The organism is Caproicibacter fermentans (assembly GCF_009746625.1).
GTDB classification, from domain to species: Bacteria; Bacillota; Clostridia; order Oscillospirales; family Acutalibacteraceae; genus Caproicibacter; species Caproicibacter fermentans.
This window is the reverse complement of sequence record NZ_VWXL01000026.1, coordinates 1-19,192: the sequence shown is the minus strand read 5'-3', so window position 1 is coordinate 19,192 and position 19,192 is coordinate 1. Positions and strand designations below refer to the sequence as shown.

The window sequence follows — 19,192 nt, the reverse complement described above, 5'->3', positions numbered from 1 at the left end:
AGATGAAAAGAAACGTTTTACGCCGTGCAGGCCGGGGCCTTGCCGGTCTGATTCTCGTTTTGATCTTTTTCGCGCCGTTTTACTGGATGGTGTTAACTTCCCTGAAAACGCTCGGCCAGACCTTGAAAATGCCGCCGGATTTTTGGGTGTCCGACCCGCAGTGGCGGAATTTTTCAGAGGTGATGAGAAGAATTCCCTTTTTTTCCATGCTGAAAAACAGCATCATCGTAACAATCGGAATCTTGGTTTGCCAGTGCCTCACGGTAATCCCAGCAGCGTATGCTTTTGCCCGGTTTCAGTTCAGAGGAAGCTCTTTTCTGTTCGGGCTGACTTTGACAACCATGATGATTCCGGCTCAGATGATTTTTCTGCCGCTTTTCCTGATGTTCAGCAAAATGCAGATGATCAACACCTATGCCAGCTTAATCCTTCCTTCGGCCAGCAGCGCATTTGCCATTTTTATGATGCGCCAGACCTTCAAGCAGGTTCCGGATGAAATTGTGGAGGCGGCGCGGCTGGACCACGCGGGCGAGTTTAAAATCATGTGCAGAGTCATGCTGCCCATTGCCAGACCTACGGTGGTAACTTTGGCGCTGATTACTTTTATCGCCACCTGGAACGATTATTTCTGGCCGCTGGTGCTCACGACCAAAGACACGGTGAGGACCCTTCCGGTTGGAATTACCGCTCTTCATCTGGATGAGGGAGGCATCGACTACAATGTTTTGATGGCGGGAAACGTTCTGCTTGTAATTCCGGTGATGATCGCTTTCTTTTTTGCCCAGAAACAAATCATTAAGGCGTTTACCTATATCGGCGATAAGTAAATAGCCGCTGCCGCCGATCGGCGTTTTGACGGCGTTTTTATAGAAAATGTACTTAAAATTCAGGAGGAAAACAATGAGGAAAATTATCTCGGCTTTACTTTGCGCGGCCATGATGGTGTCCGCAGCAGCCTGCTCTTCCGGCACCGCGGATACCGTTGGCAGCTCCGGTCAGGGTTCAGAGGATCCGTCGGGTGCAAGCCCGACTAAAATCACTTTCTGGTATGCCTGGACCGACAAAATCCAGGAAAACAATGTGAATTTGGCCAAGCAGTTTAACGAGACGGTTGGTAAGGAAAAAGGAATCGAAGTGGACGCACAATATCAGGGAAGTTATGACGACGTTCACCAAAAGCTTCAGGCAGCGTATGTGTCAGGTTCCACACCGGCCGTTTCCGTGATGGAAATTTCCTCCATCAAAAGATTTGCTCAGAACGGCGTGATTGAACCGTTAAGTCCCTACATACAGCAGGACGGGGTCGATATGAATGATTTTTATCAGGGACTTTTGCAAAACTGCAAGGTGGGTGACGCTTGGTACGGTTTGCCCTATCTGAGAAGCACTCCGATCCTTTATATGAATACCACTCTGCTGGAAAAAGCGGGGCTTGATCCCAGCGGTCCGAAAACCTGGGAGGAATTGGCCGATTACTGCAAAACGATCAAGGAAAAGACCGGGGCTTACGGCCTGTCGATGTATTCCTATATCTGGACGCTGGAAGCGTTTTTTCTGGAAAACGGCACCTCTGTTTTAAACAAGGACGAGTCGGCGACAAATCTTAATACGGATCAGGGAAAATACGTGCTGAAGTATTTCAGGGACCTGATTGACAAAGGAGATGTCCGCTGCGTGGCGGGCGCGGATTCCAGCAAGGTGGATGCGGATTACATGAATCAGAAGTGCGCGATGTGGTTCGCTTCCACGGCAAATCTCAGTAAAGCTCTCAGTGTCGCGAAGCAGAATCATTTTGAGGTGAACATCTGCTATATTCCCAAAAATGTTCAGTACGGCGTCCCCACGGGCGGATGCAATCTGGTCATGACGACGAAAATCTCTGAAAAAGAAAAGAAAGCTGCCTGGGAATTTATCAAATGGATGACGGACACGGAGCAGTCTGCCTATGCAAGTAAATACACCGGATATGTTACAAGCCGCAAAAGCGCGACCAAAACTTCCACCATTCAAGATCTTTACAAGACGACTCCGCAGTTTAAGGTCGCTCTGGATCAGTTAAACGATTGCAGCGTGGGACGCCCGATGAATCCCGGATATACGGAGGCCAGCAAGGAATTGGTCAACGTGATGGACGCGGTCTGGGTCAACGGGGCGGACATCGATTCCACAGTGGCAAAAGAGGAAACAAAGATCAATCAATGCCTGAAATAGGGTGATTTCTGCGCGCTTTGTGAGTCGGATGACCCGAAACAGAGGGAGCGGTTGAAGAGTTATAATAATTACCTTAAACGCCGGTAAAACGGCAGAAGTGGAGCCGGTCATGCCAAAAAAATTAGTTGTATTGTCTTTCGACGCCCTGCAGACGGGCGACTTGGAATTGCTTTCAGGTTTGCCCTGGTTTTCGCGGATTCTAAAAAAAGCCGCGGTCGTGAAAAATGTCCGGGAAATCTATCCCACGCTTACCTACCCGATTCACACCACTATGATTACCGGAGTGCATCCCGACCGCCATGGCATTACACACAACCAGAAAGCCCGGATCAATCCCGATGACCCCGATTTCAGCATCATGGGCTCGGACTGGTACTGGGAAAAGGAAAATATTAAGGTGAAGACGCTGACGGACGCCGTCTGGGAACAAGGCGGCAGTGTCGCCACAGTGCTTTGGCCCGTAACGGCGGGGGAGAAGAGGGGCTACAATCTTCCTGAAATCTGGCCCGTGAGGGGCGGGGGAGAGGACCCGAAATCGGTGTATGAGAAGGCTGCTTCCGATAACGTTATGAGCGATTACTACGGCCGTTTTGTCGGGCATTACAACTGGTCCGATAATGAGGATATGTGTTATTACGGCGTTGAGGTCGCTCTCGACCTGCTGAAAACCCAAAGGCCGGATCTCCTCCTGTGCCATGTTGTGATGCTGGACCACACGCGCCATTTGTACGGCGACCAGGGAAATGAAGTAAACGACTGCCTCCGCGAGCTTGACATCATAGCGGGACGCTTTGTCGAGGCCGTCCGGGAGGCGGGAGAATGGGACAACACGAATTTTGTGATTCTTGGGGACCACGGTCAGATTGATATTGAAACCGTCTTCAACATCAATTCCGTGTTCAAAGACATGGGACTGATCCGAACCGATGAAAAAGGAAAGGCGGTGGATTATGACGCTTACAGCTTTTCCGCCGGTTTCTCCGCACAGGTTTTTCTGAACGAACCGGGAGACCCTCAATGGATTCAAAAAGTATACCGCGTCCTTGAGGAAATCAGGAGAAAGTATCCGCGGTATCTGGAACGGATTTATACCGCGGAAGAGGCGGAGGCGGAAGAACAGCTGCGGGGCGGCTTTTCCTTTGTTTTGGAAGGAACGGAAGGGACGCTTTTCGGCAATGAGGTATCTGTTCCCGCCGTCATTTCGGCCGACTCACCTTTGTTTCAGTTCCACAGAGCGATGCATGGCCATCACCCAGATAAAGGGGATAAGCCGCCGTTTTTGGCGTTTGGACCCGATATTCTGCCGGGAGTTCGGCTTGACAGCGGGAATATGATCGATGTTTGTCCGACTTTTGCAAAACTGGCGCGGGTTGATCTGCCCGCAATGGAGGGGAAGCCTTTCCCAATTTTAAAGGCTTAACCTTCTAAGCTCCGCCGATGAGAAGCTGAAAGCCTGAGGTTTGCTTTTTTGCAGACCTCAGGCCTTTCTGCGTATTGTACCGAAACCGTCGGTGCTGCCGGTGAGACCGCCCCTTCCGTATTAAATTTCGTTCGCTTTTGCTCGTATTGTGTGGGAGAGGGCAGGGGATGAGTCTTGCGATCCCGATGAGCGCCATTATCCTGCGCAGTTTTTCGCATGCCTCTTTGTTAAGTTTCTGAAGCCGCTTGTCCTTAATAATTCTTAAGATTTTCCCTCTTACCGGATAATTTGTTTTCGATATCATTAAGAAATGGAAGATTGGTTCCCTCCGGCGTTAAAAAGTCGGCCCCCAGAGAGATATGCTGGAAGTTACATACCGGACGAGTTGCTCCGCTATCACCTCAGCGGAAAGGGAAAAGTTTTCATCGATCCACCAAAGAACGGCTCCGACAAAAATCGACACGACGATCTCCAAATAAAGCGTTTCGTCGATTGGAAGCATCTTGATGCGTGGGCGGATCGCGTCCCATTCCGCAAGGATCTTTTCCTTTACGGTTTTCTTGAGTTCCTTGAGAAAATTGTAATTTCCGTTGACACCGAGAAGAATTTGATAGAGCGTGCGGTCCTCCTCAACGGCGCGGAACAGCGAAAGCACCATGGTGTGATAGAAGGAAAGATTGATTTTTCCGTTGCCGTCGACAATTTCTTCCGGGTTGACGATGCGGACGATTTTTTGGATGGCTTTCTGCGTAATCCGGTCCAGCAGGTCATATTTGTCCTGATAGTGAGCGTAAAAGGTGGAACGGTTGATTCTCGCATAAAGGCACAGGCTTCTGACGGTGACGCCGTCGAACCCTTTTTCGCCGATCAGGCTCAGCAAGGCGCTTTCTATCGCTTCCTGCGTTTTTTGAACGCGGAGATCCGGTTCCTGCATGGTGCCGTGCCCCTTCCTTTCAAAGTTTTCCAACAGAAATGCCGCAGCTGTTGGTTAAACGGCATTTTTCACTGAATTAGCGGTTGCTAATTCTTGTGAAATCATTATAATGCAAACGGGTGAAAAAAGAAAGATAGTTTTAACGGTTTACTAATCTGGCTTTCAAGGAGATTTTTCATGGATTTTATCACATTGGAAGACGTGGAACGGGAGTACCGCGTCGGGGATAACATTATCAAAGCGGTGGACGGCGTCAGCTTCGCATTGGCACAGGGGACTTTCAACGTCATCCTCGGCCAGAGCGGAGCGGGGAAGACCACCATCCTCAACCTTCTGGGAGGGATGGATTCTCCGACCTCCGGAACCATTTCCGTGGGCGGTGAAGAAGTTTCCGGCATGGAGGAGCGGGAGCTCACAAATTACCGCAGAACAAAGATCGGCTTTGTGTTTCAGTTTTACAATTTGGTGCCGAACCTCACTGCGCTGGAAAACGTCCAGCTTGCGGAGGAGGTCTGCCGAGACCCTCTCGATGCTCAGGAGATGCTTGACCGGGTTGGTCTTTCGAAGCGCATGGACAACTTTCCGAGCCAGATGTCCGGCGGCGAGCAGCAAAGAGTCTCCATCGCCAGGGCCCTTGCGAAAAACCCGCAGATCGTTCTGTGCGACGAGCCGACCGGCGCGCTGGATTCCGTCACGGGCCGAAAGGTGCTGAAGCTGATCCGCGACGTTGCCATCGACCTTGGCAAAACCGTTGTTATCGTGACGCACAACGCGCCGATAGCCGAGATGGCGCAGACGGTCATTCATATGCGGGACGGAAAAATCGCGGAAACAGAGACTCACGAGCATCCGAAGGATGTGGAGGAAATCGTATGGTGAGGGGGGCTCTGTGGAAAAAGACAATCCGGGACATGAAACAGTCGAAGTCCCAGTTCGTCTCCATCCTTATCATGGCGACTCTGGCGGTCAGCATCGTGACGGGCCTCGACAGCATCTGGTTCACCATTCAGAACCACGCGGACGCCATGTACCGGTCGACCAGTTTGTCCGACCTTTGGGTGACCGTCGCCAACCCGTCGGAGCAGCAGCTGTGGGGAATCAAGCAGATCGACGGGGTCACGCGGGTGGAGCAGCGCTACTGCGCTGACGCGGACACGGACCTTCCGGGAAACCCCACGCTGCGGGTTTACGCGCTGGACGACCGCAGCACGCTCGACCAGCCGGACGTGCAGGAAGGCTCCTTTGAAAAATATGGAGGCGGAGCGGTCCTGGATGAAAATTTTGCCGAAAGCAACGGGCTTAAAATTGGGGACGTCGTTTCCATCAAGCTGAACGGCGCCTGGGTCCGGGTTCCTATCACCGGGCTGGGACTGAGCAGCGAACAGATCTTTGCGGTGAAAAACTCCGCGTCGCTGATGCCTGACTCGAAGAGCTTTGGTTTTCTGGTTGTTCACGCCGGAACGCTGGAGAGCGTCTACGGCAGGAAGGTCTACAATCAGATCAGCGTCCGGCTCGCGTCCGGAACGGATGTCCCGCAGGTGGAGCGGCAGGCCGACGCGGTGATCGGAAAGGAACTGATCGGGATTGTCTCGCAGAAAGACAGCGGCAGCGTTAACAGCGTCGATTCCAGAATTCAGCAGTTCAGGACGCTCGGCATCGTGTTCCCTCTCCTGTTTTTCATCGTGACGGCGCTGATCACGCAGAGCACAATGGTGCGCCTGGTGGAAAATCAGCGCAGCCAGATCGGAATCCTGAAGGCGCTGGGGTATTCCAGACGGAGTATTCTGTGGCACTATACCTCCTATGGCGTGGTCATCGGCTTATGCGGCTCTCTGCTGGGGCTGGCGATGGGGCCCAATGTATTCGGCAGGATTCTGGTCCCGAGGGTTAAGCTGACGTTCAGCGATTACCGGATCAGTGTTAATTTCTTGCATTTCTTTCTCGCCATGGCGCTGATTCTGATCTGCACGGGCGGGGTTTCCTTTTACGCCTGCCGCAAGCTTCAGGGGGACACTCCCGCAGTGCTGCTCCGGGACAGGCCGCCCAAAAAGGGGAACCACATTTTTCTTGAATCCCTCCCGTCTCTCTGGAGAAAATTGAAGTTCAGCAGCAAACTGATTGCCAGGAACACCATGAAAAATAAGGGCCGCCTGATGATGAGTACCGTCGGAGTCATGGGCTGTACCGGGGCGATCCTCGCGGCACTGACGATCCGGAGCATGATTTCGGGGATTACGGTGCAGATGTATGGAACGACGTTCAACTATGACCAGAAAATTCTTGTGGACCAAACCAAAACGGACACCCGATATCTTGCTAACCAGGAACTAAATGGAATTGTGCAGCAGACGGAGGAAAGCAATCTTGAACTGATTTGCCCGAACGGCCGGAGGAAAATGGAGCCGCTGACCATCACCTCGAAAAACAGTCCGCTGATTCATCTGCAGGATGTCTCCGGCAACCCGGTCTCTATTCCTGAAAACGGTATTGCCGTGAGCCGCAAGCTTACCGAAACGCTTGGCGTGAAGCCGGGCGACAGCATTCAGATCAAGCGCACGGATCAAAAATATGTTACGGTCCCGGTCACTCAGGTTTTTTACCTTGCCTCCGGACAGGGGATCTTTATGTCGGACGCCTATTGGAAATCCCTTGGAGAAACCTTCAAGCCGACCGCGCTGCTGGTCAAATGGAACGGCGTTCCGAATGAGAAATTCCTTTCCAGCGACGCGGTCGAGGAATCGGTGACCCGCGAAAGTCAGCGCTCCGGCCTTTCCGGCAGCACGCAGGTGGTCAACATCGCGGTAGCAATGATGATCGTGATGGGCGCGGCGTTGGCGTTCGTCGTTCTGTACAACACCAGCATCCTCAATTTCACCGAGCGGATTCGAGACCTCGCCACACTGCGGGTACTTGGGTTCTACCACGGCGAAATCCGAAATCTGGTGTTGATTGAAAATTATTTTTCCGTTTTTCCTGGGATGATTTTCGGCATTCCCGTCGGAAGGTCGATTTCCTGGATTGTTGCAAAAAATCTGGACAGCAGACTGGACCTTTTCGGAACGATCACGCCGCAGAACGTGTTGATCGCCGGAATCCTGACTCTGTTTTTCGCGTGGATCATCAACCGCGCGGTCGCAAAAAAAATGAAAAATCTCGATATACTCTCGGCACTGAAGAGCGTCGAATAGAATCAACCTTCAGGGGGTTTACAGATGAAAAACTGGATCACAAAGAGAAAAGAGTGGGCCGTAACCCATCGAAAAACGGTTTTGCTCGCGGCCGGAGCGCTGGCCGCTCTTCTGGTGGTTTTTGGCGTTTTCCATGCACGGGCGGGCATATCTTCCAAAGCGGAGGACGGCACGCCATCCGGCACGGCGGCACATAGCGGCGAAATCGACGCCTGGGGCGAAGTAAAGTACAGCCGGTCCGTGGATGTAATCGTCGATTTTCCCTCCATCGTGACAAAAGTCGATGTGAAGGAAGGGGACCGGGTGACTTTGGGCCAGCCCCTCGTTACACTGGACCTTTCGGAGTACCAGGCGGCGCTCACGAAGCTTCAGGGCGCGCTTTCAGCCAACCAGGCGGGGCTCTCCGCAGCCACGCAGGACACTGCGGCGCTTGAGGCGGACATCGCCGAAACGCAGAGCGTCCTGAGCCGAAAGTCAAGTGAGTACCATAAGGGAACCAGCCCGGACCTGCAGCTTCTGCAGAATTCGCTGGCGCTTACTCAGAAAGAGGTCACGAACGCCAAACAGGACGTTCAAAGCTACCAGGCCCTGTACAATTCGGGCGCCGTGGCAAAATCCGTGCTCGACCAGTACACGGACGCGCTGGACCAGAAACAGAAGGCATTGACGGATGTTCAGGACAACCTGACGAAAACTAAGAACGCTCTGAAGGATGAGATCAACCAGCTCAGTGTGTCGCTGAAATCCAAACAGGCGCAGCTTGCCGCACTGAACGACAGCAATACAGCGAATCAGGAAAAGCAGAAAAGCGGAATCTCTTCGGCGCAGGCGGACCTGGATGTCATGACGGCGAAAACGCAGAAGGACTACCTCAAAGGAAACCAGATCGTTTCCGACCTGAAAAACGGGATCGTGCAGAACATTGCCGTCAGCGACGCCGACCATCTTGGAACGCAGAATCAGCCGACCAAAGTGCTGCAGCTCATCGACGCGGATTCACTCACGGTGAGCGCCGAGGTGGATGAGGAATTTATCGGCAGGGTGCAGGTAGGCGAAACCGTTCAAATCGTACCGACCTCCGCGCCGGACGCTTCGCTTTCCGGCACCGTCACGCAGATCCCGAATCTCGCGGTTGAAAAGGACGGCAAACGCGTCGTCCGTGTACTGGTAAAGCCCAAGGACCCCAAAAACCTGCTCAAACCCGGGTACACGGCGGACGTGTATTTTCCGGTGAAATAAGGAGGAGTCTATGATGAAATTTCAAAAAGCGACGGCGATTTTGCTCTCAGCGCTGCTGCTCTGCGGCGCGGTCCCGGCTTTCGCCGCGGATACGTCGGACGGCACCGAACCGCAGGTGCTGACTGTAAGTTACTCGGATCTTGAAAATTACGTCCGTTCCAGCAACCAGACCATCCGTGCTAACAAACAGACGCTGGAAGCCCTGCAGGACAATGACCTCGCCGAACAGAAAATCGGCGATCTTCATTCCAGCGCCGCTTCGCTCTCCGGCGTGAGCAAAATGCTTCAGCAGGCGGATGCCGCCGTAAACGCGCTTCCCGCTTCGACACAAACGCAGTCGATCGACAAGTCGCTGCAGGGAAGCATCGCATCCATCAGCGCGATTTGTTCCATCCTTGACAGCGAGGCGGACCAACTGGAAACAGACGATGACCAGATTGACAAAACGGAGCTTCAAATGAAAGACGCGGCCGACCAGATTGTCGTCGCCGCGCAGAAGCTGTTTGTAACCTACCACATCCTGGATTCACAGCGCTCCGTGCTGACAGAACAGCAGCAGGTGCTGGCCGCCGCTTATCAGGCCGACCAGCTTCGGGCGCAGGTCGGGCTGATGTCGCAGACCGACCTTCTGAACGCGCAGCAGCAGCAAAACACGGCGGCCGACCAACTAGCCAAGCTGGTCAGCCAGATGAAAGCCGTCAGGGATAACCTGAGAATTTTGCTGGGCTATTCTGATGATTACAGTCTCAAGATTTCCTCAATGCCGCAGGCTGATTCCGACAAAATCGCCAAGATGAACTATGACGCCGACTACCGGACGGCACTGGACAGCAACTGGACTCTTCAGGAAAAACGGAAGGAAATTGACATCGCCGACGAGGATTACGACAGAGACCTGGATTCCACGGTCGAAACCCGCAAAGCGGCTCTGCTGAACCGCGATTTGGCTAAAAATCAGTTCGACGCGGCTTTTCGGCAGGCGTATGACGACGTGGCGCTGAAACGGTCCCTTGTAACCACGGCGCAGTCCGCTTACGACGCAAAGGAGAAGGCGCTGGAGGCCGTCAAGCAGAAAAATTCTCTCGGAATCGCCTCCGAGCTTGACGTAAAAAACGCGCAGATGGACTGTGACAGCGCGAAAGCTTCTCTCAGCCAGGCGCAGTACGGCCTGTTTTCTTCCCAGGAACAGTACCGTTGGGGCCTGCTCGGAGTTTTGGATCTATCTTCTTGCGGCGGCTAAATATATTTGAAACCGACAGAAAATATGGTAAGATGAGAAAAGTATAAGAGCCGGGAGGGGTAAGAATGGGGAAAATTCTGATTGCGGACGACGACCGCGAGATTGCTGAGCTGATTTCCGATTCTCTAAGCGACGAGGGATACGAATGCCTTCTTGCCTTTGACGGGGAAAGCGCTCTGACAAGCATCAAAAATGATTCGGAAATTGCGCTGATTATTCTCGATATCATGATGCCTGACGTCGACGGACTGGAGATTTGCCGCCGAATTCGGGAAACTGTTTCCTGCCCGATTCTGTTTGTCACTGCGAAAAGCCGCACGTTTGACGCCATGCTCGGCTTTGAGATGGGTGCGGACGACTATATCACAAAGCCGTTTGTCGTGGAAGAACTTGTCGCCCGGGTCAAAGCGCATCTGCGCAGGGAGCGGCGGAGCCGGCAGGCAAAGCCGGCGCTTCTGGAAGCGGGAGACGTTTGTCTGAACGTTGAAAGCTACGATGTTACCGTCCGTGGGGAACCGGTTAACCTCTCCCTGCGGGAATTCCAGCTTCTGCGCTTTCTCTGCGAGAACGCGGGAAAGGTGCTTTCGCGGGAGCAGATTTTCCAGTCGGTGTGGGGAATGGATTACGGCGATATCGGTACGGTGGCCGTCAACATCAAAAACCTGCGGGATAAAATCGACCGGGACGGCCGCCGCATTAAGACCGTCTGGGGCGTTGGGTATAAATTCGTAAAGAATGAGGGGAACGGCAGTGAGCATTAAAATCAAGCTCCCCTTCTTTATCCTGCTCGCCATGCTGTGCAACTTCCTGCTCATCGTCGGATATTACCACTTTTATCTTTCCACTCAGATCTCCGAAACGAGCAACGAGGTTCAGGAGGAACTGCAGAAAGAGACGGACCGCATTTCCGCCGAACTGAAGAACCGCGGCGACGCCGTCGCCCGACTTGAAAAAATCTCTGAAACGGAACACCTCCTGATCCTGGTTCAGGACGAAACGGGGAATATTCTGTTTCAAAGCGGAAACAAGATGGGCGTCAAATTTGAGCACCGTGCTTCCGCCCTTTTTCCCTTTCAAGGAAAAATCTGTATTCTTCAGATTATAAAAGGGGTTTCCATCACAAATCTTTCCGCGTTTCAAAACGCTCATGATTTGCTTACAACGGAGCTTGGCATCATTTTTATCGTTTTGGTGCTGAGCGGCGTCTATATTTATGTGCGGTATGCAAAGCAGGTCGTTTCCCTGCAGAAAAAAATGGAACGCTATCAGTCCGGGATCCGGCCCGAGCGAGTCAAACGCCGCGATGAAATCGGTCAGCTTCAGAACCGGTTTGCCGATCTGACAGACGCGCTTGAGGAGGAAAAGCAAAAACAGGACCGAATCATCGTTTCCATTTCCCATGACATCAAGACACCGCTTACCTCTGTAATGGGTTATGCGGAACGCCTGAAAAAGAAATCCCTGACCGAAGAAAAACGGGAGCAGTATGTCGATACCATCTACCGTAAATCAGTCGTCATTAAGTCCCTGATCGACGATTTTGACGAGTACCTCAGCTACCATGCCCCGTCCTCGCTCCGAAAGCAGCTGATCACGGTAGAACAACTTGGGCAGGTGCTGCAACTAGAATACGGCGAAGAACTCCGGGAGAGGGGCGTTCCGTTTTCCCTGAAAATCGGCTGCCCCCAGGTTAAGCTCGCCGTGGACCTTTCGAAGATTCGGCGCGTCTTCGGAAATCTGATTGACAACAGCCTCAATCACAGAAGCAAAACACCGCTGGAAATCTCCGTCGTCTGCAAAAGGGAGGACAGCAGCGTGATTTTCTCGGTGGAAGACAACGGGACCGGCGTAAAAAACGAAGAGGAACTCAGAAAGATCTTTGAACCGTTCTTTACCTCGGACAAGGCCCGTACCTTTGCGGGCCTCGGCCTTTCGATCTGTCAGGAAATCATCGAGGCGCACGGAGGCAGCATTTGTGCGGAAAACCGGAGGGAAGGCGGTCTGCGTGTCATCTTCTGTCTGCCGGAGGAATGCGGGACGGGCCGACATCTGATTAATAAGAAAAATTCCTGAAGTTACTATCAAGCCTTTATCTGAAACTTTTAAAAAAGAAGGGTAAGCTGATCCCGCCGGATAATGCTTTGAATTTCCGGCAATATCCGGTAGCTGATGTCTGCTCTCTTTTGCGGCTCAAAAAATGTGGCGGCATAATTTCTCAGACAGGTTCTTAGGCAAGTGGGTGAGACTTCCGCGGCGTCAAAGCGCGACATGCTCCCTGCGGGAGCTGTTGAAAAACAACATGAAAAAGAAGTCGAAGCAACCATATCGAAAGGGATAGGCTGCTCCGGCTTTGGTTTTAGAGCATAGTCATTATAAGACACTAAGACGCTTAGAACATAATGTGAGCGAAAATGTATCGTTAACACTCCGGTGAATATGGAAACTTTCTCAAACCCAAAGCCTAATCTTGTGAGGTAAGCTGGACGCCCCGATGCCACACGGCGCGAATGGACAGGGTGTCGGTAATGTTGACTAGCGGATTGCCGTCTACCAACAGCAAATCAGCGATTTTTCCGGAAATAATTCGTCCCCGGTCGGTAAGTCCAAATCTGCGGGCAGGCGTGGATGTAGCCGCTTGCAGCGCCTCGACAGGGTTTAGTCCTGCATCGACCAGCAACCGCAGCTCGTGGTGTAAGCTGGCTCCGTGAGCAAGCCCGCCAAGGATTGGTATAGGTTCCGACACATCAGAGCCAGCTAAAATGTCCACACCCGCATTGCGGAGAGCTTTGATTGCGGTATAAGCTTCTTCAAGCTTTCCTTGCGGATAGACGTTCATGCTGCGAGAGAGGGAGTCGAGCCACTTCTCGCTCAGTCTTGAACTGACTCGTTCGTCGGCGGCCAGCCAAGCCGCGTTGTTGCCGAAAGCCGTGGAGAGCGTCACCAAGGTAGGTATGATGAATACGCCGGACGATGAAATATCGGCAAGAAGCTTTGAAGTGGGTGCGCGGTCAAAAAACAAATGCCCTAAACAATCCACTCCGGCATTGACAGCCCGCTGTGTCGCTTCGACGGTCGTAGAATGGACAATGACAAGCTTGTGCTGTCGATGCGCTTCCTTCACGGCCGCCCTGAGCGTTTTATCATCCAGTACAGGAAGTCCGGGAAAACCGATACAACTGCCATCCTCAATAAAAATTTTGATATAGTCTGCGCCCTTGGCGATCTGATCGTCGACGAATTTGACTGCTTCATCAGGAGTCCCGACAGTCCGAAAAACAAACGGTAGACGGCAGAGCAAGCGTATCAGCTGATTTCCGCTTGAACTTATATATTCAGATGGGTGTCCGCCTTTAGGGGTAACTCCCATTCCGGGGGAACGTAAGTCAGCAATATCATTCCGTTCAGATATTTCTTTGCGCTGTTTGGCCGACCAACGGCCCTGCATCTCGAGTTCGGTGGTCACGCCGAATTTCAGCGCGTCGTGCAGGCCGTCCATGTCAGTATGCACATGGGAGTCGATCAGACCGGGAAGCAGGGTTTTACCATGTCCGTCAATAACAGTTGCCCCGGCAGGCGCTTCGCCGCCCACTGATTGAATTTGCGATCCGTTGATCGTCACGGTTCGTTCAGGGATTACACACTCCCCGTCAAAAATCCGCACATTGGTGATGGCGGCCATTTGATTTGCTATTCCTTTACTCATAAAATTCGCCTCCATTTTCTTTCATGAGCTTACACTACGGGATGAATATAAACGGAGGTTAAATACTGTATAAACAAATGTAAACGGTTGATTCCTGCATGTTTTGTTCGATGAGATGTTTCAGTTTATATTAAATTTATATTCATAGTGTAAAATAGATGTAATGGGAGATGAAGCCTAAAATGAATCGAATTCTGATTGTTGACGATGACGAATATATCCGTGAGCTTGTCAGCACTATACTCAAAAATGAGGGCTTTCTATCTTTTACAGCCGTGGACGGACGAGACGCACTACAAAAAATGACGGATGTAATTCCCGAGCTCTGTATTATCGATATCATGATGCCAAAGATGGACGGCTTTGAGCTGTGCCGTCAATTACGAAAGTATTACGAAGATATCCCGATCCTTATGCTGACGGCAAAGGATGATATTACCCAAAAGGTGAAGGGTTACGAGCTGGGGACAGATGATTACCTCACAAAGCCATTTGAGCCAGCTGAGCTAATTATAAGAGTAAAGGCACTGCTGCGACGCTATAAAATTTCTTCTTCAGACAGTATTCAGATTAATAAATTAACGATTGACAGAAGCAATCACACGATTTATTCAGGCAATGATCGAGTCGGCGATATTCCTCTAAAAGAATTTGAACTTCTCTGCAAACTCGCCCGTTCACAGGGAAAAATCATCTCCAGAGGCGATCTTATCGAAGAAATATGGGGCTATGATTTTGAAGGAAACGAACGTACACTGGATGTTCATATCAATCGCCTGCGAATGAAATTTCCTCCCGAAGTCTATCATTTTAAAATCACAGCCATTCGGGGTATTGGCTACCGTTTGGAGGTGATAAAGTGAAACCAACCGTGCGTCAAACTGCTCTCTTTGTACTGGTAATGGGTTTCTTCCTTGTCTTATGCTTTGCTGCCGGGTATGAACTGTCACGGTTACTTTTTCATGTCACCGGACATCCGCCTGAAATTTTGGAGCACATCATATCGTCCCTTCTCGGCGCAGCTGTTTTTGGAGAGGGCAATAAGTTGCTGGCGGTATTACGTGGTCCAAAGTATAACCGCGACCGCGGGTCCATAATGGAAACTACCATTCAGGCAATGAATCGGATTGCACACGGAGATTTTACGGTGTCTCTTATGGATGACAAAGATGATCCGTATAACGAATTGGCTGTTACGGTCAACAACATGGCAAAAGAACTCGGTTCGATGGAGACATTGCGGCAGGACTTCGTTTCAAATGTTTCTCATGAGATACAATCGCCTCTTACCTCTCTCAGTGGATATGCGGCGCTGTTGGAAGATGATATGTTGCCGCCCGAACAGCGAAGACACTATGTTGAAATTATCAAAGCGGAAAGTAAGCGTTTATCTAAGTTAAGCGCCAATTTGCTAAAGCTGTCTACATTGGAGGCCGGTATCGCCCCGTTGTCTGCAAAAGACTACCGTCTGGACAGGCAGATTCAAAACACTACCATTTTGCTTGAACCCCAGTGGTCTGAAAAAAAAATATCGGTTGAGGCCGATCTTAATAAGGTGGTTATTTCTGCCGACGAAGAGCTCCTCTCTCAGGTATGGATCAACTTGATACACAACGCAATTAAATTTACACCTGAAGGTGGCACAATCCATATTACGTTGTTCTCTGATAGGGAGAAAATAAGCTGCAAGGTTGCTGACAGCGGTATAGGCATTGCGCCGACGGATCAAATCCATGTTTTTGAACGCTTTTATAAAGTGGATAAGTCCCGTGACCGTTCCCTTGGGGGAAATGGCCTAGGGCTGTCGCTCGTTAAAAAAATAGTGGAGTTGCATGGTGGCAGTGTGACGCTTGAAAGTAAGCTTGGCAAGGGAACGACGTTTACGGTTATATTCCCACAGAAAACTTAGTTTATATTCGTTTATCTTTAATTTATCCTCCGTTTATTTTACGTCAGTATAATGACGTCAGAAATGAAACGGAGGTATTTTTTATGCCAGCAATTCTTACGGTTGAAAACCTGATAAAACAATACGACAAAGCGAAAGAACCTTCCGTCAACGGAATCAGTTTTACGGTGAACGAAGGAGAATTTTTTGCCTTTCTTGGCCCGAACGGGGCCGGAAAAACAACGACAATTTCAATTCTGACAACGACTCTGAGCAAAACATCGGGAACTGTTCGCATAGCGGGCTATGATCTTGAGAAAGAGGCGAAGGATGTCCGTAAACATATCGGCATCATTTTTCAAAAGCCGAGCCTTGACCTGAATCTGTCGGCCGAAGAAAACATACGGCTTCATGCCTGTATGTACGGCATGTATGTCTATCGCCCTTTTTTTAACTGGATGCCAAAGGACTATAAGGACCGGGTAGTGGAATTGTCGGAGATTATGGGCATTCAGGAAAAGCTGTGGAAACCGCTTAAAACTTTTTCTGGCGGTATGCAAAGAAAAATGGAGATCGTCAGAAGCCTGATACACAGTCCCAAAATTTTGTTTTTGGACGAACCTTCACAGGGCTTGGACGCGATCAGCCGTCGAGCACTGTGGGATTATATAAATCAAACGCGCAAGGAAAACGGCACGACCGTATTTTTAACCACTCATTATATTGACGAAGCGGAAAATGTAGATAATGTGTGTATGATTAAGCACGGAAAAATCATTTTATCCGGGACACCGGAAGAGATGAAAAACACATTGACGCAAAAATATTTAATTCTTGACGCAGATAACCGGGATACCCTCGAAAGGGAATTGAACGCACTGGGTCTGAATCCACAAAAAGATGTGCATTTTAAGGTTTCATACGAGGATGCTACGCCAATGAATATTCTAACCAAGCTACACACACCGCTCACCATGATGAAAGTGTATGAACCATCTTTAGAGGACGCATACATCAGTCTGGCTGAATAATGGAGGATTGCAAAATGAATACAACAACGGTTAACAATAGAAGAGAGATTCCCAAAACCGCACAGGAAATCAACGCCGTGCTTACCATCGCAATGAGAGAAATTATCACTACCATCAAGGTTCCCACGCGGATCGTCACTGCAATCATATGGCCGATTATGTTTTTATGGCTGATGGGCGGAAACCTCATGCAGAATATGGGGACACAGGTGGGATACAATTTTAATCAGTTTATGCTGACCGGAATGCTGATAAACGGCATGTTCATGATGATTGTTGTTGGGATTACCACACTTGTTGAGGATCGGGAAAATGACTTTACCCAGGAAATGTTTGTCGCACCGGTTTCGAGGTATTCGATCATCATCGGTAAAATCGTCGGAACGTCTTTTACCGGATTTATTGAATTTCTCGCGACCATTATCGTCGGTCTGTGCATGGGCATTTCTATAGAAGCCTCTCAATTACTGAAGCTTTTGGCGATTTCTCCATTGATATGTATCGCAGCAGGTTCGCTGGGGGTAATGATAATCGGATTTATTCACAACAGTTCAACAGCTGGTTTGATCGTAATGACAGGCTCTATGTTGCAAATGTTCCTGTCCGGGGCGCTTATTCCGATTAATAATACGGCCGGGGCCATAAGTGTCTTCAGTCACATTTTGCCCTTGACCTACTGCCTTGATTTCGCAAGAGGTATATTTTATGCTGGAACATCCGATTATTCAAAAATCGTCATGTACTCTCCGCCGGTCAATTTCGAGATCATACTTACCTTTACCGCGGTATTCTTTATACTGGGGACAATTTCTTTTGTCCGATCTGAAAAAAACAGATAGAGAACGATCAGTCTAAAATTGAATATTGTCAGCAGGCCTGTCGAAAGGCATGGGGCGCAAAACTGCGGGTTTACGAATGATAGAGGACATCAGAAGCGAAGATTAAAATTCTTTTATGCTGTATGATGATCGCAGGAAGGTGAAAAAATGGAATGGCTGAAGAAGAAGACAAATCCACGGAATCATCAAATGCTCCGGTAACTGAATTGATTTTCCATTAAAAGTCCACGTAGAACTGATATATGGTGGATTCATATACATCGTAGCCCACATAATTACCGGAATATCTTTATCTATATATTCAGGGCTGCCCGGTCGATCTGCCCCTTTTTCACAGGAATGCCAATGGGAACATGCGCTTCTTTTCCCTGACCCTTGGATCGGAAACGGTTAAGGGCTTTAAACTCGGCGTATTGGAGCGTGGTGTCACCCGCCAAAAGGCGGAACGGCATAAGGAAGTGTAAGAACACAATTTGCAACTGTCAAAAATCGAGAAGAAAAGCCTATTTATCTATGGCGATTTACCATCCCCATCATCATGCATTATGCAGATGACGGGAATTTTTTTATACTGAGTAGCACCATTAGTTTCACGCGTTCCTGCTCACGGAGGCAAAAGGTGATATTAGCCGACATGATTCGACTGTTGCAGAAATGGCTTTTTCGCTGTCTTTCTATATGGAAGCAAATATCGATTTATCATGGCACTAATCCAGCATCCAACGGTGTCTGAGTTTCAAACCAAAGAAATTTAATTCCTCACTTTGCCAACAGAGATGTGCGGAAGACGTGGTCTATGGATGCGTTTTCCGTCTTTTTTAAGCGGGTGCCCCAGAATGACGAAAAATTAATTAGAAGCGTTTACAAATATTGGAATCTCACCTCTTTATCAGTTGAAAGGTGGGATATCCAATGACTGCGGATTTGATTACTCAATCCCATAGCGGTAACGCTGACGCTACTATTGCGCTGATCAATCAATTCAACCCGTTGATAAAGGAATTTGCTTATCAGCTGCATGAGGATGACGCTTACAATGATCTCCTGGTCGATTTTGTTCAACTCATTCATGACATTGACCTTGACAAAATACATAATCGGTGCGATGGGTGCCTGGTGTCGTATATTGGCAGAGCAATGAAATGTGCCTTTATTAAGAAGTCCAAGCAAAAAAAGTCATTGCAAGAGATCGTTTTAGCCTCGGAACTAGAGGATGATCAAATTTACCATATTGAATCTTTATTGTCCCAAAGGGATAGCTATTTTGAACAAGAATTGCCCGGTATCGAATCCGTTTTGACAAAACCGGAGGCTTCAGTAATACGAATGATCTATATCAATGGTGATTCAGTTTGTGAAGGGGCCGTTGCAAAACGGCACGAAAAAAAAGTCGGAGCAACCATACGAAAAGGTATTGGCAGCTCCGGCTTTTTGCTTTAAAATTTAGTTGTGAAAGAAAATAAAAAGCTCTTAGAGCATAACAGATTTGAGCGAAAAAA

The 19,192-nt window shown here is 49.8% G+C and carries 16 protein-coding genes; 14 read left to right on the top strand and 2 right to left on the bottom strand.

All coding sequences use genetic code 11. The annotated features are described in order from the left end of the window. The first annotated feature begins 2 nt into the window (after positions 1–2). The 3 genes from CAFE_RS05080 (at position 3) to CAFE_RS05070 (ending at position 3,631) form a co-directional block, all read left to right on the top strand. Complete coding sequence (locus CAFE_RS05080) at positions 3–827, top strand: carbohydrate ABC transporter permease (RefSeq protein ID WP_156990000.1); 825 nt, start codon at positions 3–5, stop codon at positions 825–827. A gap of 73 nt (positions 828–900) precedes the next feature. Next, positions 901–2,211, top strand: coding sequence for an ABC transporter substrate-binding protein (locus CAFE_RS05075; protein ID WP_166525070.1), 1,311 nt, complete (start codon positions 901–903; stop codon positions 2,209–2,211). 109 nt (positions 2,212–2,320) lie between these two features. Beyond that, positions 2,321–3,631 (top strand): alkaline phosphatase family protein, encoded by a 1,311-nt coding sequence (locus CAFE_RS05070; RefSeq protein ID WP_156989998.1) that lies wholly within the window; start codon positions 2,321–2,323, stop codon positions 3,629–3,631. Positions 3,632–3,965: 334 nt separating this feature from the next. Here the strand turns inward: CAFE_RS05070 and CAFE_RS05065 are convergent, their stop codons facing one another. Then, complete coding sequence (locus CAFE_RS05065; RefSeq protein ID WP_156989997.1) at positions 3,966–4,565, bottom strand: TetR/AcrR family transcriptional regulator; 600 nt, start codon at positions 4,563–4,565, stop codon at positions 3,966–3,968. 177 nt (positions 4,566–4,742) lie between these two features. Between CAFE_RS05065 and CAFE_RS05060 the strand changes: the two genes are divergently transcribed. The 6 genes from CAFE_RS05060 (at position 4,743) to CAFE_RS20460 (ending at position 12,305) form a co-directional block, all read left to right on the top strand. After that, positions 4,743–5,444 carry an ABC transporter ATP-binding protein gene (locus tag CAFE_RS05060; RefSeq protein WP_066642350.1) on the top strand — a complete coding sequence of 234 codons (702 nt, stop codon included), beginning with the start codon at positions 4,743–4,745 and terminating at the stop codon, positions 5,442–5,444. Continuing rightward, entirely contained in the window at positions 5,438–7,753 is a 2,316-nt protein-coding gene (locus CAFE_RS05055) for an ABC transporter permease (protein ID WP_156989996.1), read from the top strand. The genes CAFE_RS05060 and CAFE_RS05055 overlap by 7 nt, the downstream gene beginning before the upstream one ends. A 24-nt stretch (positions 7,754–7,777) precedes the next feature. Then, positions 7,778–8,992 (top strand): HlyD family secretion protein, encoded by a 1,215-nt coding sequence (locus CAFE_RS05050; protein WP_156989995.1) that lies wholly within the window; start codon positions 7,778–7,780, stop codon positions 8,990–8,992. A gap of 10 nt (positions 8,993–9,002) precedes the next feature. Further along, entirely contained in the window at positions 9,003–10,232 is a 1,230-nt protein-coding gene (locus CAFE_RS05045; RefSeq protein ID WP_156989994.1) for a TolC family protein, read from the top strand. Positions 10,233–10,297: 65 nt separating this feature from the next. Next, positions 10,298–10,993, top strand: a complete 696-nt coding sequence (locus tag CAFE_RS05040) for a response regulator transcription factor (protein WP_066642330.1) — start codon at positions 10,298–10,300, stop codon at positions 10,991–10,993. Continuing rightward, positions 10,983–12,305 carry a sensor histidine kinase gene (locus tag CAFE_RS20460; RefSeq protein WP_166525069.1) on the top strand — a complete coding sequence of 441 codons (1,323 nt, stop codon included), beginning with the start codon at positions 10,983–10,985 and terminating at the stop codon, positions 12,303–12,305. Before CAFE_RS05040 ends, CAFE_RS20460 begins: the two co-directional genes overlap by 11 nt. A 388-nt stretch (positions 12,306–12,693) precedes the next feature. Here the strand turns inward: CAFE_RS20460 and CAFE_RS05030 are convergent, their stop codons facing one another. After that, positions 12,694–13,935, bottom strand: coding sequence for an amidohydrolase family protein (locus CAFE_RS05030; protein ID WP_066642326.1), 1,242 nt, complete (start codon positions 13,933–13,935; stop codon positions 12,694–12,696). A gap of 182 nt (positions 13,936–14,117) precedes the next feature. On the opposite strand from CAFE_RS05030, the gene CAFE_RS05025 reads away from it, so the two are divergent. From CAFE_RS05025 to CAFE_RS05005, 5 genes are all read left to right on the top strand, one after another. Then, entirely contained in the window at positions 14,118–14,798 is a 681-nt protein-coding gene (locus CAFE_RS05025; RefSeq protein WP_066642323.1) for a response regulator transcription factor, read from the top strand. Beyond that, positions 14,795–15,844 carry a sensor histidine kinase gene (locus CAFE_RS05020; protein WP_321172999.1) on the top strand — a complete coding sequence of 350 codons (1,050 nt, stop codon included), beginning with the start codon at positions 14,795–14,797 and terminating at the stop codon, positions 15,842–15,844. The genes CAFE_RS05025 and CAFE_RS05020 overlap by 4 nt, the downstream gene beginning before the upstream one ends. 83 nt (positions 15,845–15,927) lie before the next feature. After that, on the top strand, positions 15,928–16,854 hold the full coding sequence (locus CAFE_RS05015) for an ATP-binding cassette domain-containing protein (RefSeq protein ID WP_066642319.1): 927 nt from the start codon (positions 15,928–15,930) through the stop codon (positions 16,852–16,854). Positions 16,855–16,868: 14 nt separating this feature from the next. After that, complete coding sequence (locus CAFE_RS05010) at positions 16,869–17,693, top strand: ABC transporter permease (RefSeq protein ID WP_066642317.1); 825 nt, start codon at positions 16,869–16,871, stop codon at positions 17,691–17,693. A 912-nt stretch (positions 17,694–18,605) separates the two neighbouring features. Beyond that, complete coding sequence (locus CAFE_RS05005; RefSeq protein ID WP_066642313.1) at positions 18,606–19,133, top strand: hypothetical protein; 528 nt, start codon at positions 18,606–18,608, stop codon at positions 19,131–19,133. Positions 19,134–19,192 lie beyond the last annotated feature (59 nt).

Excerpts from the sequence above, each read along its gene's own strand:
- CAFE_RS05005 (WP_066642313.1), top strand. The coding sequence starts at position 18,606 with ATGACTGCGGATTTGATTACTCAATCCCATAGCGGTAACGCTGACGCT.
- CAFE_RS05050 (WP_156989995.1), top strand. The coding sequence starts at position 7,778 with ATGAAAAACTGGATCACAAAGAGAAAAGAGTGGGCCGTAACCCATCGA.
- CAFE_RS05065 (WP_156989997.1), bottom strand. The coding sequence starts at position 4,565 with ATGCAGGAACCGGATCTCCGCGTTCAAAAAACGCAGGAAGCGATAGAA.
- CAFE_RS05030 (WP_066642326.1), bottom strand. The coding sequence starts at position 13,935 with ATGAGTAAAGGAATAGCAAATCAAATGGCCGCCATCACCAATGTGCGG.
- CAFE_RS05040 (WP_066642330.1), top strand. The coding sequence starts at position 10,298 with ATGGGGAAAATTCTGATTGCGGACGACGACCGCGAGATTGCTGAGCTG.
- CAFE_RS05010 (WP_066642317.1), top strand. The coding sequence starts at position 16,869 with ATGAATACAACAACGGTTAACAATAGAAGAGAGATTCCCAAAACCGCA.
- CAFE_RS05015 (WP_066642319.1), top strand. The coding sequence starts at position 15,928 with ATGCCAGCAATTCTTACGGTTGAAAACCTGATAAAACAATACGACAAA.
- CAFE_RS05025 (WP_066642323.1), top strand. The coding sequence starts at position 14,118 with ATGAATCGAATTCTGATTGTTGACGATGACGAATATATCCGTGAGCTT.
- CAFE_RS05045 (WP_156989994.1), top strand. The coding sequence starts at position 9,003 with ATGATGAAATTTCAAAAAGCGACGGCGATTTTGCTCTCAGCGCTGCTG.
- CAFE_RS05070 (WP_156989998.1), top strand. The coding sequence starts at position 2,321 with ATGCCAAAAAAATTAGTTGTATTGTCTTTCGACGCCCTGCAGACGGGC.
- CAFE_RS05055 (WP_156989996.1), top strand. The coding sequence starts at position 5,438 with ATGGTGAGGGGGGCTCTGTGGAAAAAGACAATCCGGGACATGAAACAG.
- CAFE_RS05075 (WP_166525070.1), top strand. The coding sequence starts at position 901 with ATGAGGAAAATTATCTCGGCTTTACTTTGCGCGGCCATGATGGTGTCC.
- CAFE_RS05060 (WP_066642350.1), top strand. The coding sequence starts at position 4,743 with ATGGATTTTATCACATTGGAAGACGTGGAACGGGAGTACCGCGTCGGG.
- CAFE_RS05080 (WP_156990000.1), top strand. The coding sequence starts at position 3 with ATGAAAAGAAACGTTTTACGCCGTGCAGGCCGGGGCCTTGCCGGTCTG.